We start from the raw sequence: 16,203 nt of genomic DNA on the forward strand, positions 1-16,203 counted from the left end.
GTGCAGGGCAACTCGGACATCTCCATCTGGGTGACCTACTACATGCTGCCCCTGGGCTGCGGGCTGATGGTGCTGGTGGTGCTGTACAAGCTGATCATGAGTTTCCTGCCCCAGGAGAGTGGCCTGGATACCGAGCGTGCCAAAGCCGACGAACTCGACCCGGACTGACGAGAGACAATAATAATGAGTGACGTACAGATTGGCCTGACCGGTCTTGGCCTGATCATCTTCCTGATTGCCCTGCGTATCCCCATCGGCGTCACGCTGGTGGGGGTGTCCTTTGGTGGCCTGTGGTACCTGATGGGCTTCAACGTGGCCTGGGGATCCCTGGGCATCATTCCCTACCAGTTTGCCACCAACTGGGTGCTCAGTTCGGTGCCCATGTTCCTGCTGCTGGGCTTTATCTGCTACCACACCCAGCTCACCCAGGGCATGTTCCGGGCGGCGCGGATGTGGCTGTCCGGCATTCCCGGGGGCCTGGCCATTGCCGCCATCTTCGGCTCCGCCGGGTTTGCGGCGGTGTCCGGTTCGTCGGTGGCCTGTTCCGCGGCCATGGGGCGGATTGCCGTGCCGGAAATGGTGAAGTACCGCTACAACCCGGAACTGGCCACCGGCACCGTGGCGGTGGCGGGCACCATCGGGGCGCTGATTCCGCCGTCCATCATCATGATCCTGTACGGCATCATCGCCCAGGAGTCCATCACCGGGCTGTTCCTGGGGGGGATCTCCGCCGGTATCCTCACCGCCATCGGTTACATCACCGTGGTGCTGGTGCGGGTCAAGCTGAACCCGGAGCTGGCCCCGGACACCAATGAACAGATTCCCTTCGCCGACAAGGTGTGGGCGCTGAAGGACACCTGGCCGGTGATCCTGATCATGATCGGTATCTTCGGCGGCCTGTTTGGCGGCATCTTCACGCCCACCGAGGCGGGCGCGGTGGGGGCCTTCCTGTCGCTGGTGGTGGCGGCCATCAAGGGCAGCCTGACCTGGGGGCGGTTCCGGGATGCGATCCTGGAAACCCTGCTGACCACCAGCGCGCTGATCATCATCGCCGTGGGGGCCAGCCTGCTGACCCGCTTCCTGGCCCTGTCCGGTGCCGGTGATTTCCTGTCCGAGTGGATCATCGGCCTGGATGCTTCCACCGTGGTGATCCTGCTGGCCATCGTGCTGATCTACATCCTGCTGGGCATGTTCCTGGAGCCCATTGGCGCCATGCTGCTGACGCTGCCCATCGTGTTGCCGATCATCGATAACCTGGGCCTGAGCCTGCTGTGGTTTGGCGTGGTACTGACCAAGTTGCTGGAGGTGGGCATGATCACCCCGCCCATTGGCATGAACGTGTTCGTGATCAAGAGTGTGGTGGGCAAGCTGGTAAGCACCGCGCAGGTCTTCCGGGGGATCTTCTGGTTCCTGGTGATGGACCTGTTCGTGCTGTTCCTGCTGATGGCCTTCCCGGACATCATCCTGTTCCTGCCGGAGCTGGGTAAGTAGGAGACCAAGGCAATGCTTCCGCGCAGGCCAGGCGTCCCGTTCTTCGGGAGCCACTGGGAGCCTTGAGAGCAAGGCTCCCAGTGGCTCAGTAGCTCAGCGAACTAACCAAACGGGGCACCAGGGTTTGAACTGGCGCGCCGGGGCATGGCTACTCGCAGGTGAACCGGACCCCACCCAGCCGGAATCCGTTGTGCCACGACGGTAGCCCCCGGTCGGACGCCCTGCCAACGATATCGGCTGGATCTGACACCGCCAGGTCGATCCCCGTCAGGCCGTGGTCCCTGGAAGCTTCCCCATAGGAAAAGCGCAGCAGCGCATTGGCAAGGGGAATGGCGGGCAGGCCATTATGGGACTGGACCGGCTGCCCCAGGACCCGAGACCAATGGTCCGCCAGGCGCTGCGGGTCAGTGCCGGATAGCTCCAGCCCGATGATTCCGCTTATGGCAGTGCCGCGGGCGCTGTCGACCCAGTCCAGTCCCCCGGCGGGTTGCCAGTTGCCCTGCATGTCCGCCTTTTGGTCCCAGTCCACTTCCAGGAACGCGGCGCCCATGTCCCTGGGGTGCAACTGCATGATATTCCAGGTGCCACGGTCGGACTCGTAGGCTACCCGGACGTTGTTTTCTGCCGCCCGGGCTCGAAGCTGTGCCTGCTCCTCCAGCATCGGCACCTGGCAGATCACCATATAGCCGCCATCACCCCCCTTGCGTTCCAGGAAACGCCCGGCCGCCGTGCCGCTGCGAACCGGCGCCACCACTTCCAGGAACTGGCTGCCGAATGCCATCAGGGCATTCTCCAGCCCGAAGGCTGCCACCTCCGGATCGCGGTGGCAAACGGGTGTCTGGAAAACGGCTTCGATATCCTGCAGGCAGGGCTCCAGCTTGTCGGCGACCAGACAGACCTGGCGAAGGTGGATAGGCATGGCAACTCCCTGTGTGTTGTTGTCTGGCGTATGGTGGTTGGTTGTTCATGCTTGTTGGTTGTTCGTTAATCAGGCGATTCTATGCATCAATCGCCTGTCGGGCAGTATAGAGGCCAGCATGGTCGATAAACTCACCCGGGCTGCCGTGTTGCAGCGCCTCTCGCATGGCATCGGGAATCGGCATTTTTTCCACGGTTTCCGGGTGAGCGGCGACGCCGATCATCTCACCCCGGGCGAGGAACTGGCCGGTGCGGGCATTCAGGATGTCCATGGTCAGGGTGAAGGAGGTATTGCCGATGTGGCTGGCGTGTACGGAGATCTCCAACGGGTCGCGGTAGCGTGCGGGCGCCTTCCATTCTATGGTCAGCTTGACCACCTGGTAGTCGAAGCCACCACCGGGCAGTTGCTCCTGGTCACAGATGTGATGCAGGAATTCGGTGGCGGCCAGATCGATATAATCGCCGTAGCGGGCATTGAAGACCACCTTCTGGGCATCGCATTCGCCGTAGCGGACCTGCATGTAGTATCGGAATGGCTGGTTCATAGGGACTCCGGTTCGGTTGCTGATTGGTATTTCTGGTCATCCTTCAGGCGCTCCCGGCATGGGGGCGCCGGGAGCGTTGTATCACGGGCGCGTGCCGAAAGCCGGTCTGCCCAGTAACTGTGGCAGCCGACGGTAGGCATCCTCCACCCAGTCGCACAGCAGCTGTCGACTTTGCCTTGGGTCGATCAGGTTCTGGACACCGAACTTCTCGGCGGTGCGGAACGGCGACGCGATCTTCTCCATCTCCTGGCTGAGGCGCTCCATTTCCTGCTCGCGGTTTTCCGCCTGGTTGAGCTGGGCGCTGAATGCGGCCTCGATACCGCCACGGGAGGGCAGCGAACCCCAACTGCCGGATGGCCAGGACCAGCTTGGCGCCGCCCGGTGCCGGTTAACGATGCCGGCACCACCCACCCCATAGATCCGGCGCAGGATCAGTTCCGCCTGGGGTGCCCGGGCCTGGTAGATGGCGGACAGGGCTCGCACGCCGTGGCGGATGGTGCCTCGCCGTTCCGCGGCGGAGCCGATGGACACGCCACCCTGGTCGGTCAGACTGACAATGGGCAGATGGAAGGTCTCGCACAGATCCACCAGCCGGGTAGCCGCCTGTGCGCCCTCCACGGACATGGTGACTCCCTTCAGCGGGTTCGTGGCCAGCACCCCGACGGGGTAGCCATTAAGTCGGGCCAGGGCGGTGACGGTGGAGCCGCCATATTCCGCATAGGTGAACACAGAACCCTGGTCAAAGATGGATTCCAGGATGGCGCCGATATCATAGGGCTTGCGGGAATTGCGGGGGATGGCTTTCAGCAGGAATTCGTCGCGCCGGTCCACCGGGTCATCGCAATCCTGTATCGGCGGAAGCTCGTCAACATTCGTTGGCAGATAGGACAGGAAGGTCCGAATTACATCGAAGGCTTCCTGCTCTGAGTCCACCATTCGCTCGACCACGCCGCTGTCGGTATGGATATCGGTGCCGCCGAGCCCCTCGAGGCTCAGGTCTTCCCCGGTACTGCCCTTGACCACGGGTGGCCCGGCGGTGAACGCCTGACCAATGCCCCGGACCATGATGGCCAGGTGTGACATGGCGAGCCTGGCGGCGCCCAGTCCGACGGTCGGGCCCACGGCTGCCGAAACCACCGGGGCCAGCGACAGGTTGTCCACTACCGCATCCCAGCCGGGATTGTGGGGTACGTAATGAAAGCCGTTTTCCAGGGCCATTTTCACGCTGCCACCGCCGGAGGCGCCATCCAGCAAACGCACCACAGGCAGCCGCATCTCGCGGGCGTAATTCTCCAGGAAGATCTGCTTGCCATGGATGGCGGCATCGCCTGAGCTGGCCCTCAGGGTAAAGTCGTCCACGCCCAGGGTCACCTTTCGGCCATCGACCCTGGCGGTGCCGCCGATAAAGTTGGCGGGTTTGACGTGGGTCAGCTCACCGTCCTCCCCGTACTCGGCAAACCCGGTCAGGGCGCCCACTTCGATGAAGCTGCCCGAGTCCGCCATCGCTTCCACACGTTCGCGGGCGGTCAGTTTGCCTTTCGCCGTCTGTTTGCCGACCTTGTCGGGACCGCCCATCTCCTGGGCCATCCGAAGGCGGCGCTGGATCTCCTCAACTTCGTCGCCCCAGCCCTGTTCCTCCTCGCTGAACAGGCCACTCGTGGGGCTATCCGCCGTGGATGCCACGGTGTCGGTGGATTCGACGACGGCCAGGATTGCCTGCTCCCGGATGACGTCGCCGGTAGCCACCGATATCGAGCGCACAATGCCGCTGTGGGGAGCGCGGACCGACTGCTCCATCTTCATGGCTTCGATCACCATCAGCGGCTCGCCCTGGCGTACCGGGTCGCCGGGAGTGACGTCGACGGAGACGATCATGCCTTCCATCGGGGCGTGAACGGCATCGGCCGGGTCGTAGTCCGCCGGCAAAGGTTCCTTCGGTTCCTTCGGTTCCTGGCGGGCCTGGTCATCCTGGTGACCGACGTCCGACGTTCCCGGCGGTAGCAGCGTACTCTGTCCCGCCATGGCCTCCCGCAAGGCTGCCATGTGGTCGCCAATAAACGATGTGCTGTAGTCGTTGCCCAGGAATGCCGGGTGTTCCAGGATGGCCCTCAGCAGCGGGGTGTTGGTGGGAACACCGGCAATATGGAACTCACGGAGGGCCGAGGACAGGGCGCCAGCGGCGGCCGGGAAGTCATGGCCACGGGCGATCACCTTGGCAATCAGCGAGTCGTAGCGATGGCTGCTTTGGTAGCCGGCATAGCCGTACGTGTCCACCCGGATGCCCGGTCCGGAGGGGGGCGCGAAGGCCCGTAGCAGACCAGCCCTGGGCACCGTGCTACCGTCGTCGGAAAGCTCTTCCAGGTTGACCCGGGCCTGTAGCGCAAACCCCTTGGGCGCCGGCGGCGCCTGCAGGCCAAGGTCCGCCAGTGAGTGGCCTGCAGCAAGCTGGATCTGGGTCTGCACCAGGTCGACCCCGGTGATCTCCTCGGTCACGGTGTGTTCCACCTGCAGGCGGGGGTTGGCTTCCATGAACCAGAAGCCGTCGCCGGACACCAGGAATTCAAAGGTGCCGATGTTGTCGTAGTTCACGTGGGAGGCCAGCCGCAGGGCCGCGTCCAGGATCTGGTCCCGCAGGCTGTTGTCCAGTACCGGGCTGGGGGCGATCTCCAGCAGTTTCTGGTGGCGCCGCTGGACGGTGCAGTCCCGCTCCCACAGGTGAATGGCCTGGCCGGAGCCGTCGCCCACCACCTGCACTTCGATGTGCCGGGCATCCAGCAGCAATTTCTCGACGTACAGGTCGCCGTTGCCGAACGCCTGCTGGGCCTCCGACCGGCAACGCTCGAACGCCTCATCAAGCTCGGCGGCATCCCGAACCGCCCTCATGCCCCGGCCACCACCGCCGGCCATGGCCTTGAGCATGACGGCGCCGTGTTCCCGGGCAAAGGCCCTGGCGTCCTCCAGACTGGTGGGCTCCGAGGTGCCGGGCATCACTGGCACCCCGGCGTCCCGGGCCAGTTGCAGCGCCCGGACCTTGCTGCCGAACAGGTCCAGGAGTGCCGGCGCCGGCCCGATGAAGCGAATGCCTTCGGCGGCACACAGGCGTGCAAAGTCGGCGTTCTCGCTAAGGAAGCCGTACCCCGGATGAACCGCCGTACAGCCGGTGCTGATGGCCACGTCCACCAGCGCCTGTGAATCCAGGTAGGCGGCCGCGCCATTCCCGGGCAGTTCGCAGGCCTGGTCGGCGTAGCCCACATGGAGGGAGGAGGCGTCATCGCCAGCGTATACCGAGACGGTCTCCCTTCCCATCTGCCGTGCCGCCCGAATGATCCGGATGGCAATTTCGCCGCGATTGGCGACCAGGATCCTCTCCATTGTTTTCACCTCTGTTGTTCTGTTTGTGTGGCCGCCATGGGCGGCCGGCGATCTATCAGTTCTGCCTGACCCCGCAGGTCATGGACGAAAGGCGGACTCTTCCGTCAGCATGCGGCGCAGCTTGTATTTCTCGATCTTGTTGGTGGGGGTGACCGGCAGCGCATCCACAATACGGATATGGTGCGGGCGCATGTACTTCGGCATCTGGTCTGCAGCATAGGCAGCAATGTCGCTTTCCGTGCAACTCCCCGCTTTCCTGAGTTCCACGAATACGGCGATGTCATCCTCGTTGCCTTCCCTGGCCGGTACCGGGACAGCGGCCACCGCGCGAACCTCCGGATGATCCGCCAGCAGTGATTCCACCTCGTAGGAGGAGACGTTTTCGCCTCGAACCCGGAAATAGCCGCCCATGCGGTCCACGAAGCGGAAGTTGCCGTCGGCTCCCTCCACAACGGCATCGCCGGTGTGGAACCAGAGGTTGCGCCAGGCCTTGAGGGTGGCTTCCGGCTTGTTCAGGTACTGCTGGAGGAGCAACCCCGGGAACCGTGGCCGGAAGGCCAGTTGCCCTACCGTGCCCGGAGGCAACCGGTTGTCGTCCTCATCCAGGATGGCCACATCCACCAGCGGCGATGGTCGGCCCATGAAACCAGGGGGCAGGGGGCTGTCACCGCTGACAACCAGGCGACCGGAGGCCTCCGCCGACGCCCGGAGTTCATCCCTGGGCATCCCCTTGTACTGTTCGGGTGGGGTGCCCGTATCGTCACCAAACTGGTCGATAATGGCCATGAAGCCGGCACCGGATTCGGTCTGGCCGAATCCACAGGTCACAAAGTCGAAGCCGAAGCGCCGGGCCACCTCATGATGGTTCGCCGGCAGCGGTTGCATGTGAACCTTGTTGAGGGTGTTGTTGCGATCCTCCGGTGACGGCGGTGCGGACATCAGCCAGGGAATCATTACATCCAGCAGGATGGCGGCGCTGGCACCACACTCGCGAATGCGGGTCCAGAACGCCGAGGGGCTGAAGCGGTTCCACAGGCCCACGGTGTTGCCTTTCCAGACCGCTTTCACCAGCAGGGCGAAGGCGCCGCCCACGTGGTACATGGGCAGGTCGCAATAGACCACATCTTCGGATGTCCACTGGCTGCGGCCGGCAAAGGCATACTGGTTGATCCAGCGAAATGGCAGCAGCACACCCTTGGCCGGGCCGGTGGTGCCGGAGGTGTAGATGATGGTGGCGGGGTCAAACGGGCCCAGTTCGGGATCGTCCAGGGTCACGTCTGAGGCATCGATGGCATCGAGGGAGTGTGTCCGGGAGTGGGGCAATTGGAACCCGGTCTCGTCTGGTGTGTCCCCGGTGCCGGCAGGACCAAGCACCACATGGGCCGGGTGTATGTCGCCACCGATAGATTCCAGGGGTTCCTTGAAGGTGGGATCGGTGACCAGCAGGTCAGCGCCGGTATCATTGATCTGATAGCTGAGCAGCTTGCCCCGCAGGTTGAAGTTGATGGGGGCGTAGATGGCCCCCAGTTGCCAGCAGGCGAACATGGCAATGGCGGCCAGCAGGGAATTGCTGGTCAGTACGCTGACCGGCTGCCCCCGCCCGGCACCGAGGGATTTGAGTACCTTCGCCATCTCCCGGCTGCGGTCGTGCATTTCCCGGAACGTCAGGTCCTCGCCGGTTTCGCCGTAGTGGATGTACACCTTGTCGCCGTTTTCCCTGGCGTGTCGCTCCAGCTGATAGAGGGCAACATCACCCTCATTTACCATCTGTTCGAAGATGTCCTGTGGTTGCTTCATGGCGATGATCCTTTTGTTCTTGTTGGCTTTTGGGGACGATCGGCGTGTTACCAGGTGTCCACCATGGGGCGGCGCCGACCCTGGCGGGGCCCCGCCTTTTTCACTGATTTCAGCCCCCGGAGAATCCAGCTGCGGGTTTCTGCCGGGTCGATAACCGCATCGATCTCCAGTGACACCGCCATACTCAGGGCCTTGCCCTTCTCGTACTGTTCCGCCACCAGTTTCTCGAACAGCGCCTTCTGGGCGGCCTCGTCACCGGCGTTGGCAATCTCGTTGCGATAGCCCAGGCGAACGGCCCCTTCCAGGCCCATGCCGCCGAACTCGCCGGTGGGCCAGGCTACATTGAAGAAGGGGGCGTGGAAGGACCCGGCGGTCATGCCCATGGCGCCCAGGCCGTAACCCTTGCGAAGCACAATCGACATGACCGGAATCTGCAGGCTGGCGGCGGTGACGAACATGCGGGTGGTGTGGCGTACCAGTCCGGTTTTCTCGGCCTCGGGGCCCACCATAAACCCGGGGGTGTCGCACAGGCTGACCAGGGGCACGTCGAAGGCGTCGCACAGTTGCATGAAACGGGAGGCCTTGTCAGCACCGTTGGCATCAATGGCGCCGCCCAGGTGGCGGGGATCGTTGGCGATCAGGCCGATGGGGCGGCCCTCGATGCGGGCGAAGGCGGTGACCATGCCGGGGGCGAACGCCGGGCGCAGCTCCAGGTAACTGTCGGTATCCACCAGGGTCCGGATCAGGGCCCGGATATCGTAGGAGCGCAGGCGGTTCTCGGGGATGGCGGAACGCAGCAGGCGCTGGTCGGCGTTGGTCCACTCCGGCTGCGTGCCCTGGAAATAGGACATCAGCTTGCGGGCCACCCCGGCGGCTTCCTGCTCGTCCTCCACCAGGCAGTCGACCACGCCGTTGGCCACCTGGACCGACATGGGGCCAACCTCTTCCGGCGCGTACACACCCAGCCCGCCACCTTCGATCATGGCCGGGCCGGCCATACCCAGGCTGGCGTTGCGGGTGGCGATCAGCAGGTCGCTGGAGCCGGCAAAGACCGCGTTACCGGCAAAGCAGCGGCCGGACACGATGCCAATGCGGGGCGCCAGGGCGGTCAGGCGGGCGTATTGCAGGAAGCTGGGCTGATCGAGGCCGGCAACCTTGGTGGCGTTGTCGGTATCGCCGGGGCGACCGCCACCGCCTTCGGTAAAGAAGATCACCGGCAGTTGCTGTTCCTCGGCCACCTGCAGCACCCGGTCGGTCTTCTTGTGGTTCATGGTGCCCTGGGTGCCGGCCAGTACCGTGTAGTCGTAGGCCAATATGGCGCAGCGGGCCTGGTCTTCATCAAAGGTGTCGCCGTTGACGGCGCCAACACCGGCCACCAGACCATCCGCCGGTGTCGACCGGATCAGGTCGTCCACCTCCCGGCGGCGACGCTGGGCGGCAAAGGTGAGGGCGCCATATTCCATGAAGCTGCCCGGGTCGCAGATATTGTCGATGTTCTCCCGGGCGGTGAGCATGCCCAGTTTGTGGCGCTTGGCGATAGCATCCGGGCGGGCCTCGTCCATGGTCAGGCGATGGCGTTCGATGGATTCCGCCAGGTCCGGGCGGATATGGTCCAGGTCCACCTGTTGCTCCGTGGTCTCGTCCTCCAGGCCGCTGTCGCCGGGCTCGATAAAGGCAATGGCCTGACCTTCGCTGACATAGTCGCCTTCCGCCAGGGGCAGGGCGCGGATCAGGCCGGCGGTGGGGGCCTTGATCTCGTGCTCCATTTTCATGGCTTCGAGGATCGCCAGGGTCTGGCCTTTGGCGATAGCCTCCCCCTCAGACACCAGGGTTGTCACCAACTGGCCCTGCATGGGGGCGGAGGCGGGTTCAGTGCCTTCCGGTGCTGCGGTCGCCGCCGTCGTTGTGCTGCTGTTGGCGGCCTGGCCGGTGCGGAACAGCCGTGGGTGTTCCCTCTCGCTTTCGGCTACCAGGCCCGCCATCTGGTCGTCCACATAACGGGTATAGACCCGGTTGCTGGCCACATCTTCCCGGGAAAGCAGGGCCTGCAGGAAGGAGGTGTTGGTTTTCAATCCCTCAACCCGGAACTGGCACAGGGCCCGGTAGGCTTTGCGAACGGCCTGGGCATAGTCGTTGGAGCGGTTATGCACGATCACTTTGGCCAGCAGCGAATCAAAATGGGGGCTGGTGGTGTAGCCGCTGTAGCCGAACGTATCCACGCGGACCCCGGGGCCGGTGGGTGGTTCGAAGGCCGCGAGGGTGCCGCCGCTGGGTCGGGTGCTGCCGGTGGCGTCCATGGTTTCCATGTTGACCCGGCACTGGATGGCGTAGCCGCTGGCGGCGGGAATCTGATCCTGGCCAAGGTTCAGGTCCTCCAGGCTTGCGCCGCCGAGCACCGCGATCTGTGACTGCACCAGGTCAACCCCGGTGATTTCCTCGGTGATGGTGTGCTCCACCTGGAGGCGGGGGTTGGCTTCGATAAAGAAGTAGTCGGTGCCGTTGGCGTCCACCAGGAATTCGAAGGTGCCCAGGCCGGCGTAGTTGACCTCCCTGGCCATGCGCAGGGCCGATTCCAGCAAGCGGCCCCGGGTGTTGTCAGCGAGGGTAGGGCTGGGGGCGATCTCGATCAGTTTCTGGTTGCGACGCTGCAGGCTGCACTCCCGTTCCCACAGGTGTACCGCGCCGCCCTGACCGTCCCCGAGGACCTGCACCTCGATATGGCGGGCCTGCCGTACCAGCCGTTCCGCGTACAGGCGGTCGTCGCCGAAGGCCGCCTTGGCTTCCCGGGCACAGGCCTGGTAGGCGTCGCCCACATCCTCGCCGGGCTGGACAATGCGCATGCCCCGGCCGCCACCGCCGGAAATGGCCTTGATCACCACGGCGGCATCGTCGCCCAGACTGGCGGCGAATGTCTCGGTCTGTTCCAGGGATGTATGGCCCCGGGTGCCGGGCACCACCGGCACATCACAGCGTTCCGCCAGCTCCCGAGCCGCGGCCTTGTCGCCCAGCAGGGCCAGGGTATCCGGATCAGGGCCGATGAAGGTGATGCCCTGGTCGGCACAACGGCGCGCCAGTTCGGTGTTCTCACTGAGGAAGCCATAGCCGGGGTGCAGGGCATCGGCTCCGGCTTCCTTCGCGGCGGCGATAATTCCGTCGATATCCAGGTAGGCATTGGCACCCTTGCCCGGCAGCTGTACGGCCTGGTCGGCGTGACTGACATGGAGGGAAGCGCTGTCGTCTTCGGAATATACGGCAACACACGCCAGACCCATCTCCCCCGCTGCACGGGCGATACGGACGGCAATTTCCCCACGGTTGGCAATCAGTAACTTGTTGAAATTCACGGGCGCCTCTTTTTGGCTTTGTTATCAATCCGGTAGCGCTGGTGCTCCGGGTGGCCTATGGCGGCGCCGATGTCCGGCTACGGACGGCTTGACGCCACGGCCGTGAGCTACCATGCTTGCACTTACTTACAGGTCAGTCAGTTTTATCCAAAAAAAACTGACTTGCAAGTAAGTCAGTAATTGGCAATGATAAGCACGAAACGATCACTGCCTCAGGAGAGTCCATGGCCCTGGCTTCAGCCTCATCAAGCCCCGCCCGCCGGAAGTCCGGCGACACCCGAGCCCGAGTGCTCGAGGTGGCCCGGTACCTTTTCATCACCAAGGGGGTGGATGCGGTCAGCTATGGCGATATTGCCAAGGAAGTGGGTTCGACAAGGGCCAACCTCCACTACCACTTCGGTAACAAGTCCGAGCTGGTGAAGGAGGTGTTCCAGGACACCTTTGAGGAAGTTCGGGCCACACTCGATGCGATCTGGCTCAAGCCGGGTCTGTCCCTCGAGGACCGCATCGATCTGCTGTTCGAGGACGCGCGGGTTCGTTTCGAGGAATTTAACGAACCGGGAGGAGAACGTACGCCCTGGAGTCTGTCGTCACGGGTCCGGTTCGACTTCAGCGCGGTGGATACCGAGGTGGTTGAGGGCATCGGCGAGATGTCCCGGTACTTCGAGGAATGCGTCACCCATGCAGTCCAACTGGCCATCGGGTCCGGCGAGTTCCGCAGTGACACGCCGGTCAGGGACGTGGTGCTGATTATCACGCCACTCTGGTACTTCGGGTCGCCCATTACCCAGTTCTCGGGCATCAAGCGCCTGCGGAACCACTACGAGGCCACCAAGAGACTGATCAGGGCGGCTTATGGTACTCAGTCCGGATAAGCCCGGATCCCAGAACTCTGCGAAACAAGAACAAACAGCCCGGACAACGCCGGGTACGTGGAGGAAACATGTTAGTTGCGAAAAGCGAGCAGGGGGGCGATGTGGCCACCCTGGCTGGCAATACCGCCAGCGTCCCGCCGGATACCTCAGCGGAAACCACACCGGTGCTGGATGTCCGTGGCCTGAGCATTTCATTCAGGGGACGTGACGGCATAACCCATGTCACCCGGGACGTGTCATTCACGGTCGCCCCGGGCGAGCGTGTGGGTGTGGTGGGTGAAAGCGGTTGCGGCAAGTCCGTTACCGGGCTTTCGCTCATGGGGCTGTTGCCTGAACGAACCGCTGTGATCGAAGGTGGAATCCACTTCGATGGCCGGGACCTGAGGAAGATGCGACCCAGGGAGATCCGGGCCATCCGGGGGCGGGACATCAGCATGATCTTCCAGGAGCCCATGACGGCGCTGGATCCGGTGTTCACGGTCGGTCAGCAGTTGATGGAAACACTCCGCACCCACTACCCCATGCCGGCTGCCGAGGCCCGTGAGCGGGCCATCGAGGCCCTGAAGGAGGTGGGTATCCCCTCTCCGGAACGGCGTATGGAGGAATATCCCCACCAGTTCTCAGGCGGCATGCGACAGCGTGTGATGATCGCCATGGCGCTGATCTGCAAGCCCAAACTGATCATTGCCGATGAGCCCACCACCGCCCTGGATGTCACCGTCCAGGCTCAAATTATCGACCTGCTCAAGGACCTGAGTGAGCGCACCGGGGCGGCCCTGTTGTTTATTACCCACGACCTCGGGGTGATCGCGGAGACCTGCAGTCGCATGATCACCATGTACGCCGGCGAGGTAGTTGAGAGTGCGCCGGTCGACGACGTGCTCCGCCGTCCGGGGCACCCCTATACCTCCGGATTACTGCAGTCATTGCCACGACTGGGACATCGCGGCGGGCGCCTGCCTTTTATCCCCGGCCGTGTTCCGTCGCCCGGCGCCATGCCGGAAGGGTGCCGGTTCCAGCAACGCTGCCCCCACGCCAGCGGGGGGTGTGACCATTATCAGCCCATGGTCAGCATTGCGCCGGGGCGTCATGCCAGGTGCCGCAGGGCACTCGAACTGAAGCTTGAGGGAGCCGTGGAATGAGTACCGCAAACCAGCCCAGGGTCACGGAAAACGAGAATATCGTCACCGTCGACAACCTGAAGATCCATTTCCCGCTCAAGGGCGGCGAGACGGTCAAGGCCGTTGACGGTGTCAGCTTCCAGATCCGTGCCGGAGAGACCCTGGGTATTATCGGTGAGTCCGGTTCCGGCAAGTCAACGGTGGGGCGAGCCCTGGTGGGCCTGCTGAAGCCAACCGAGGGCACACTGCGCTATGGCGAGACTGATATATCAGAGCTGTCGGCGGCCGAGTACAAGCGCCTGCGGAAGAACTACCAGATCATCTTCCAGGACCCCCATGCGGCCCTGAATCCCAGGATGACCATCCTCCAGAGCCTGGTGGAGCCCATGGAAATCCAGAAGGAGGGCACCCGGGAATCCCGCCGCAAGACCGCCCTGGCCGCGCTGGAACGGGCAGGGCTGGCGCCGGAGATTGCACTGCGCTACCCCCATGAACTCTCTGGTGGCCAGAAGCAGCGGATCAATATCGCCCGGGCACTGACGGTGCATCCCCGGTTTATCGTCTGTGATGAGGTGGTGGCGGCCCTGGATGTGTCCGTGCGGGGTTCCATCCTCAACCTGTTTGCGGACCTCCAGGACGAACTCGGCCTGACCTATGCCTTCATTACCCATGACATCTCGGTGGTGGCCCATGTCAGCCAGCGGGTGGGTGTCATGTACCTTGGCAACATGATGGAGCTGGGCCCCACCGGAGCCGTGATCGACCAGCCCCTGCACCCCTATACCCAGGCGTTGCTGTCCGCCGAGCCGCGGCCCGTGCCCAGTGACATTAGGGAGGACCGCAGGATCCGCCTGGAGGGTGAGATCCCCAGCCCGGTGGCGCCGCCATCCGGGTGCCGTTTCCGTACCCGTTGTCCTTTTGCTACTGAGAAGTGCGCAGCGGAACCCCCCGAGTGGCGGGAAATCGTGCCTGATCACTGGGTCGCCTGCCATTACGCAACCCCTGAAGGGCAGGTGGCCTGATTCCCGGGATACCCGGAACGGGCTGCCTGCATACACAAAAAACAATCACAAACACCAAAACAAGGGAGCGCCCCCATGAAAAACAACGAGAACCCCATCGTTTCAGAAGCCGACGGCTTTACCTTCCGTCGCCGTGAGTTCCTGGGCATGCTGACCGGCGTGGCGGCGGTGGCCGCGATGGCCGGGCCGTCTGCGCTGATGGCCAAGGTCAAGGACAATGGTGGCGTGCTGCGCGTTGGCGCGGCGGCCAACCCGTCGAGCATGGACCCGGCCACGGGTGGCTCCGGTTCGGATCACATCTTCCTGTTCCCGGTGTTCGCCACCCTGGTGGAGTGGGAGTACGACACCCTGGAGCCCCGCCCCGGCCTCGCCGAAAGCTGGGAATTTCCGAATCCACAGACGCTTGTTCTCAACCTCCGGGAGGGTGTCAAATTCCATGACGGCACCCGCCTGGACGCAGAAGCGGTGAAGTTCAACCTGGACCGCAACCGCACGGATTCAAGATCCAACATCCGCTCGGACCTGGCATCGGTAGAGAGCGTTGAAGTGACCGGTGACTACCAGGTTACGGTTCATCTCAAGAATCCGGACACCTCCCTGCCGCTGGTGCTGTCCGACCGTGCCGGCATGATGGTGTCGCCAACCGCGCTGGAGAAGCTGGGCGAAGATCATGACCGGAATCCGGTGGGTGCCGGTCCGATGAAGTTTGTCGAGTGGAACGACGGCGACCGCGTCGTACTGGAGCGCAACCCGGAGTTCTGGGACCAGGAACGGCCCCTTGTAGATGGCATTACGTTCCGCATCATCACCGACAGTGCCACCCGCCTGCGCTCCGTCAGGTCCGGCCAGAATGACCTGGCCTATCATCTCGATGGCCGCCAGAAGGCCATGATCGAGCGTGGCGGTGGTGTTGAAGGCACCTTTGGCCCCACCGTCTACTGCTACCAGATCTACCTGAACCACGCCAGCGGCCCCCTGAGCAACGTCAAGGTTCGCCAGGCCCTGAACCACGCCATCAACCGTGAGGCGCTGGTGCGCGCTTCCATGCGTGGGGCCGGCGAGCCTGCCTACATGAACCTGCCGTCCTCCCACTGGGCCTATGACGCCGAGGTGGCCGAGCTCTATCCCCATGACCCGGAGAAGGCCCGCAAACTGCTCGAAGAGGCGGGCTACCCGGATGGCATCGAACTGGATATGCGAGGCTACAACGACCAGGGGTCGGTCCAGCGTCAGGAAATCATCATGGGCATGCTGGCCGAAGCCGGCATACGTGGACGCTTCACCACAGGCACCATTTCGGACATGTCCGCCGCCTACTTCGCCCGCGGGGAAGGCGATTTCCTGGTATCGGCCTGGACGGGGCGCCCTGATCCGTCACTGACCTATGCCCTGTTGTACGCAGGCGATTCCTACTTCAACGCGGGCAAGGTTACCCCTCCCGACGGCCTGATGGACGCCATCCGGGCATCGCGTAGCACCGACGATCTGGAAGAACGGAAGCAGGCTTTCTCGACGATCCAGCGCATCGTGATGGAGAACGCCCTGGTGGTGCCCCTGGCATTCCGGGAGGACATCATGGCATCGGCGCCCAAGGTGCGGAACCTGCAGACGAACCTGCTGGGCAAGCCCAAGTTCGAACACGTCTACCTGCAAGGCTGAAGCCGTTGACCGGAAGGGTGGGAGTCTCGTGACCGGGTGTCGCGGGCCCTGCCTGGCCG

At 63.7% G+C, this 16,203-nt stretch carries 10 protein-coding genes; 5 read left to right on the top strand and 5 right to left on the bottom strand.

The annotated features are described in order from the left end of the window. Positions 1-183 precede the first annotated feature (183 nt). On the top strand, positions 184-1,491 hold the full coding sequence (locus ACJO2E_RS09295; protein ID WP_406963604.1) for a TRAP transporter large permease: 1,308 nt from the start codon (positions 184-186) through the stop codon (positions 1,489-1,491). Between the two features lie 148 nt (positions 1,492-1,639). On the opposite strand, the gene ACJO2E_RS09300 is transcribed toward ACJO2E_RS09295, so the two are convergent. The 5 genes from ACJO2E_RS09300 to ACJO2E_RS09320 form a co-directional block, all read right to left on the bottom strand. Further along, positions 1,640-2,410, bottom strand: a complete 771-nt coding sequence (locus ACJO2E_RS09300; protein ID WP_406963605.1) for a VOC family protein — start codon at positions 2,408-2,410, stop codon at positions 1,640-1,642. A gap of 79 nt (positions 2,411-2,489) precedes the next feature. Beyond that, positions 2,490-2,954 carry an acyl-CoA thioesterase gene (locus tag ACJO2E_RS09305; protein WP_406963606.1) on the bottom strand — a complete coding sequence of 155 codons (465 nt, stop codon included), beginning with the start codon at positions 2,952-2,954 and terminating at the stop codon, positions 2,490-2,492. A gap of 81 nt (positions 2,955-3,035) precedes the next feature. After that, entirely contained in the window at positions 3,036-6,326 is a 3,291-nt protein-coding gene (locus ACJO2E_RS09310; protein WP_406963607.1) for an acetyl-CoA carboxylase family protein, read from the bottom strand. A 78-nt stretch (positions 6,327-6,404) separates the two neighbouring features. Next, positions 6,405-8,123: an AMP-binding protein gene (locus tag ACJO2E_RS09315; RefSeq protein WP_406963608.1), complete on the bottom strand. Its 1,719-nt coding sequence runs from the start codon at positions 8,121-8,123 to the stop codon at positions 6,405-6,407. Between the two features lie 47 nt (positions 8,124-8,170). Then, a complete protein-coding gene (locus ACJO2E_RS09320; protein ID WP_406963609.1) occupies positions 8,171-11,467 on the bottom strand; it encodes a carboxyl transferase domain-containing protein in 3,297 nt (1,098 codons plus the stop codon). A gap of 224 nt (positions 11,468-11,691) precedes the next feature. Here ACJO2E_RS09320 and ACJO2E_RS09325 point away from each other — a divergent pair, with 224 nt between their 5' ends. From ACJO2E_RS09325 to ACJO2E_RS09340, 4 genes are all read left to right on the top strand, one after another. After that, positions 11,692-12,342 (top strand): TetR/AcrR family transcriptional regulator, encoded by a 651-nt coding sequence (locus ACJO2E_RS09325; RefSeq protein ID WP_406963610.1) that lies wholly within the window; start codon positions 11,692-11,694, stop codon positions 12,340-12,342. A 68-nt stretch (positions 12,343-12,410) separates the two neighbouring features. Next, positions 12,411-13,484: an ABC transporter ATP-binding protein gene (locus ACJO2E_RS09330; protein ID WP_406963611.1), complete on the top strand. Its 1,074-nt coding sequence runs from the start codon at positions 12,411-12,413 to the stop codon at positions 13,482-13,484. Further along, positions 13,481-14,485, top strand: coding sequence for an ABC transporter ATP-binding protein (locus ACJO2E_RS09335; RefSeq protein ID WP_406963612.1), 1,005 nt, complete (start codon positions 13,481-13,483; stop codon positions 14,483-14,485). The genes ACJO2E_RS09330 and ACJO2E_RS09335 overlap by 4 nt, the downstream gene beginning before the upstream one ends. A 75-nt stretch (positions 14,486-14,560) precedes the next feature. Further along, positions 14,561-16,144, top strand: a complete 1,584-nt coding sequence (locus tag ACJO2E_RS09340; RefSeq protein WP_406963613.1) for an ABC transporter substrate-binding protein — start codon at positions 14,561-14,563, stop codon at positions 16,142-16,144. Positions 16,145-16,203 lie beyond the last annotated feature (59 nt).

It is taken from the genome of Marinobacter shunpengi (genome assembly GCF_045449695.1).
Taxonomy (GTDB): Bacteria; Pseudomonadota; Gammaproteobacteria; order Pseudomonadales; family Oleiphilaceae; genus Marinobacter.

What these genes read in the sequence shown, in the direction of transcription:
- ACJO2E_RS09295 (WP_406963604.1), top strand. Translation starts at nt 184, where the DNA reads ATGAGTGACGTACAGATTGGCCTGACCGGTCTTGGCCTGATCATCTTC.
- ACJO2E_RS09300 (WP_406963605.1), bottom strand. Translation starts at nt 2,410, where the DNA reads ATGCCTATCCACCTTCGCCAGGTCTGTCTGGTCGCCGACAAGCTGGAG.
- ACJO2E_RS09305 (WP_406963606.1), bottom strand. Translation starts at nt 2,954, where the DNA reads ATGAACCAGCCATTCCGATACTACATGCAGGTCCGCTACGGCGAATGC.
- ACJO2E_RS09310 (WP_406963607.1), bottom strand. Translation starts at nt 6,326, where the DNA reads ATGGAGAGGATCCTGGTCGCCAATCGCGGCGAAATTGCCATCCGGATC.
- ACJO2E_RS09315 (WP_406963608.1), bottom strand. Translation starts at nt 8,123, where the DNA reads ATGAAGCAACCACAGGACATCTTCGAACAGATGGTAAATGAGGGTGAT.
- ACJO2E_RS09325 (WP_406963610.1), top strand. Translation starts at nt 11,692, where the DNA reads ATGGCCCTGGCTTCAGCCTCATCAAGCCCCGCCCGCCGGAAGTCCGGC.
- ACJO2E_RS09330 (WP_406963611.1), top strand. Translation starts at nt 12,411, where the DNA reads ATGTTAGTTGCGAAAAGCGAGCAGGGGGGCGATGTGGCCACCCTGGCT.
- ACJO2E_RS09335 (WP_406963612.1), top strand. Translation starts at nt 13,481, where the DNA reads ATGAGTACCGCAAACCAGCCCAGGGTCACGGAAAACGAGAATATCGTC.
- ACJO2E_RS09340 (WP_406963613.1), top strand. Translation starts at nt 14,561, where the DNA reads ATGAAAAACAACGAGAACCCCATCGTTTCAGAAGCCGACGGCTTTACC.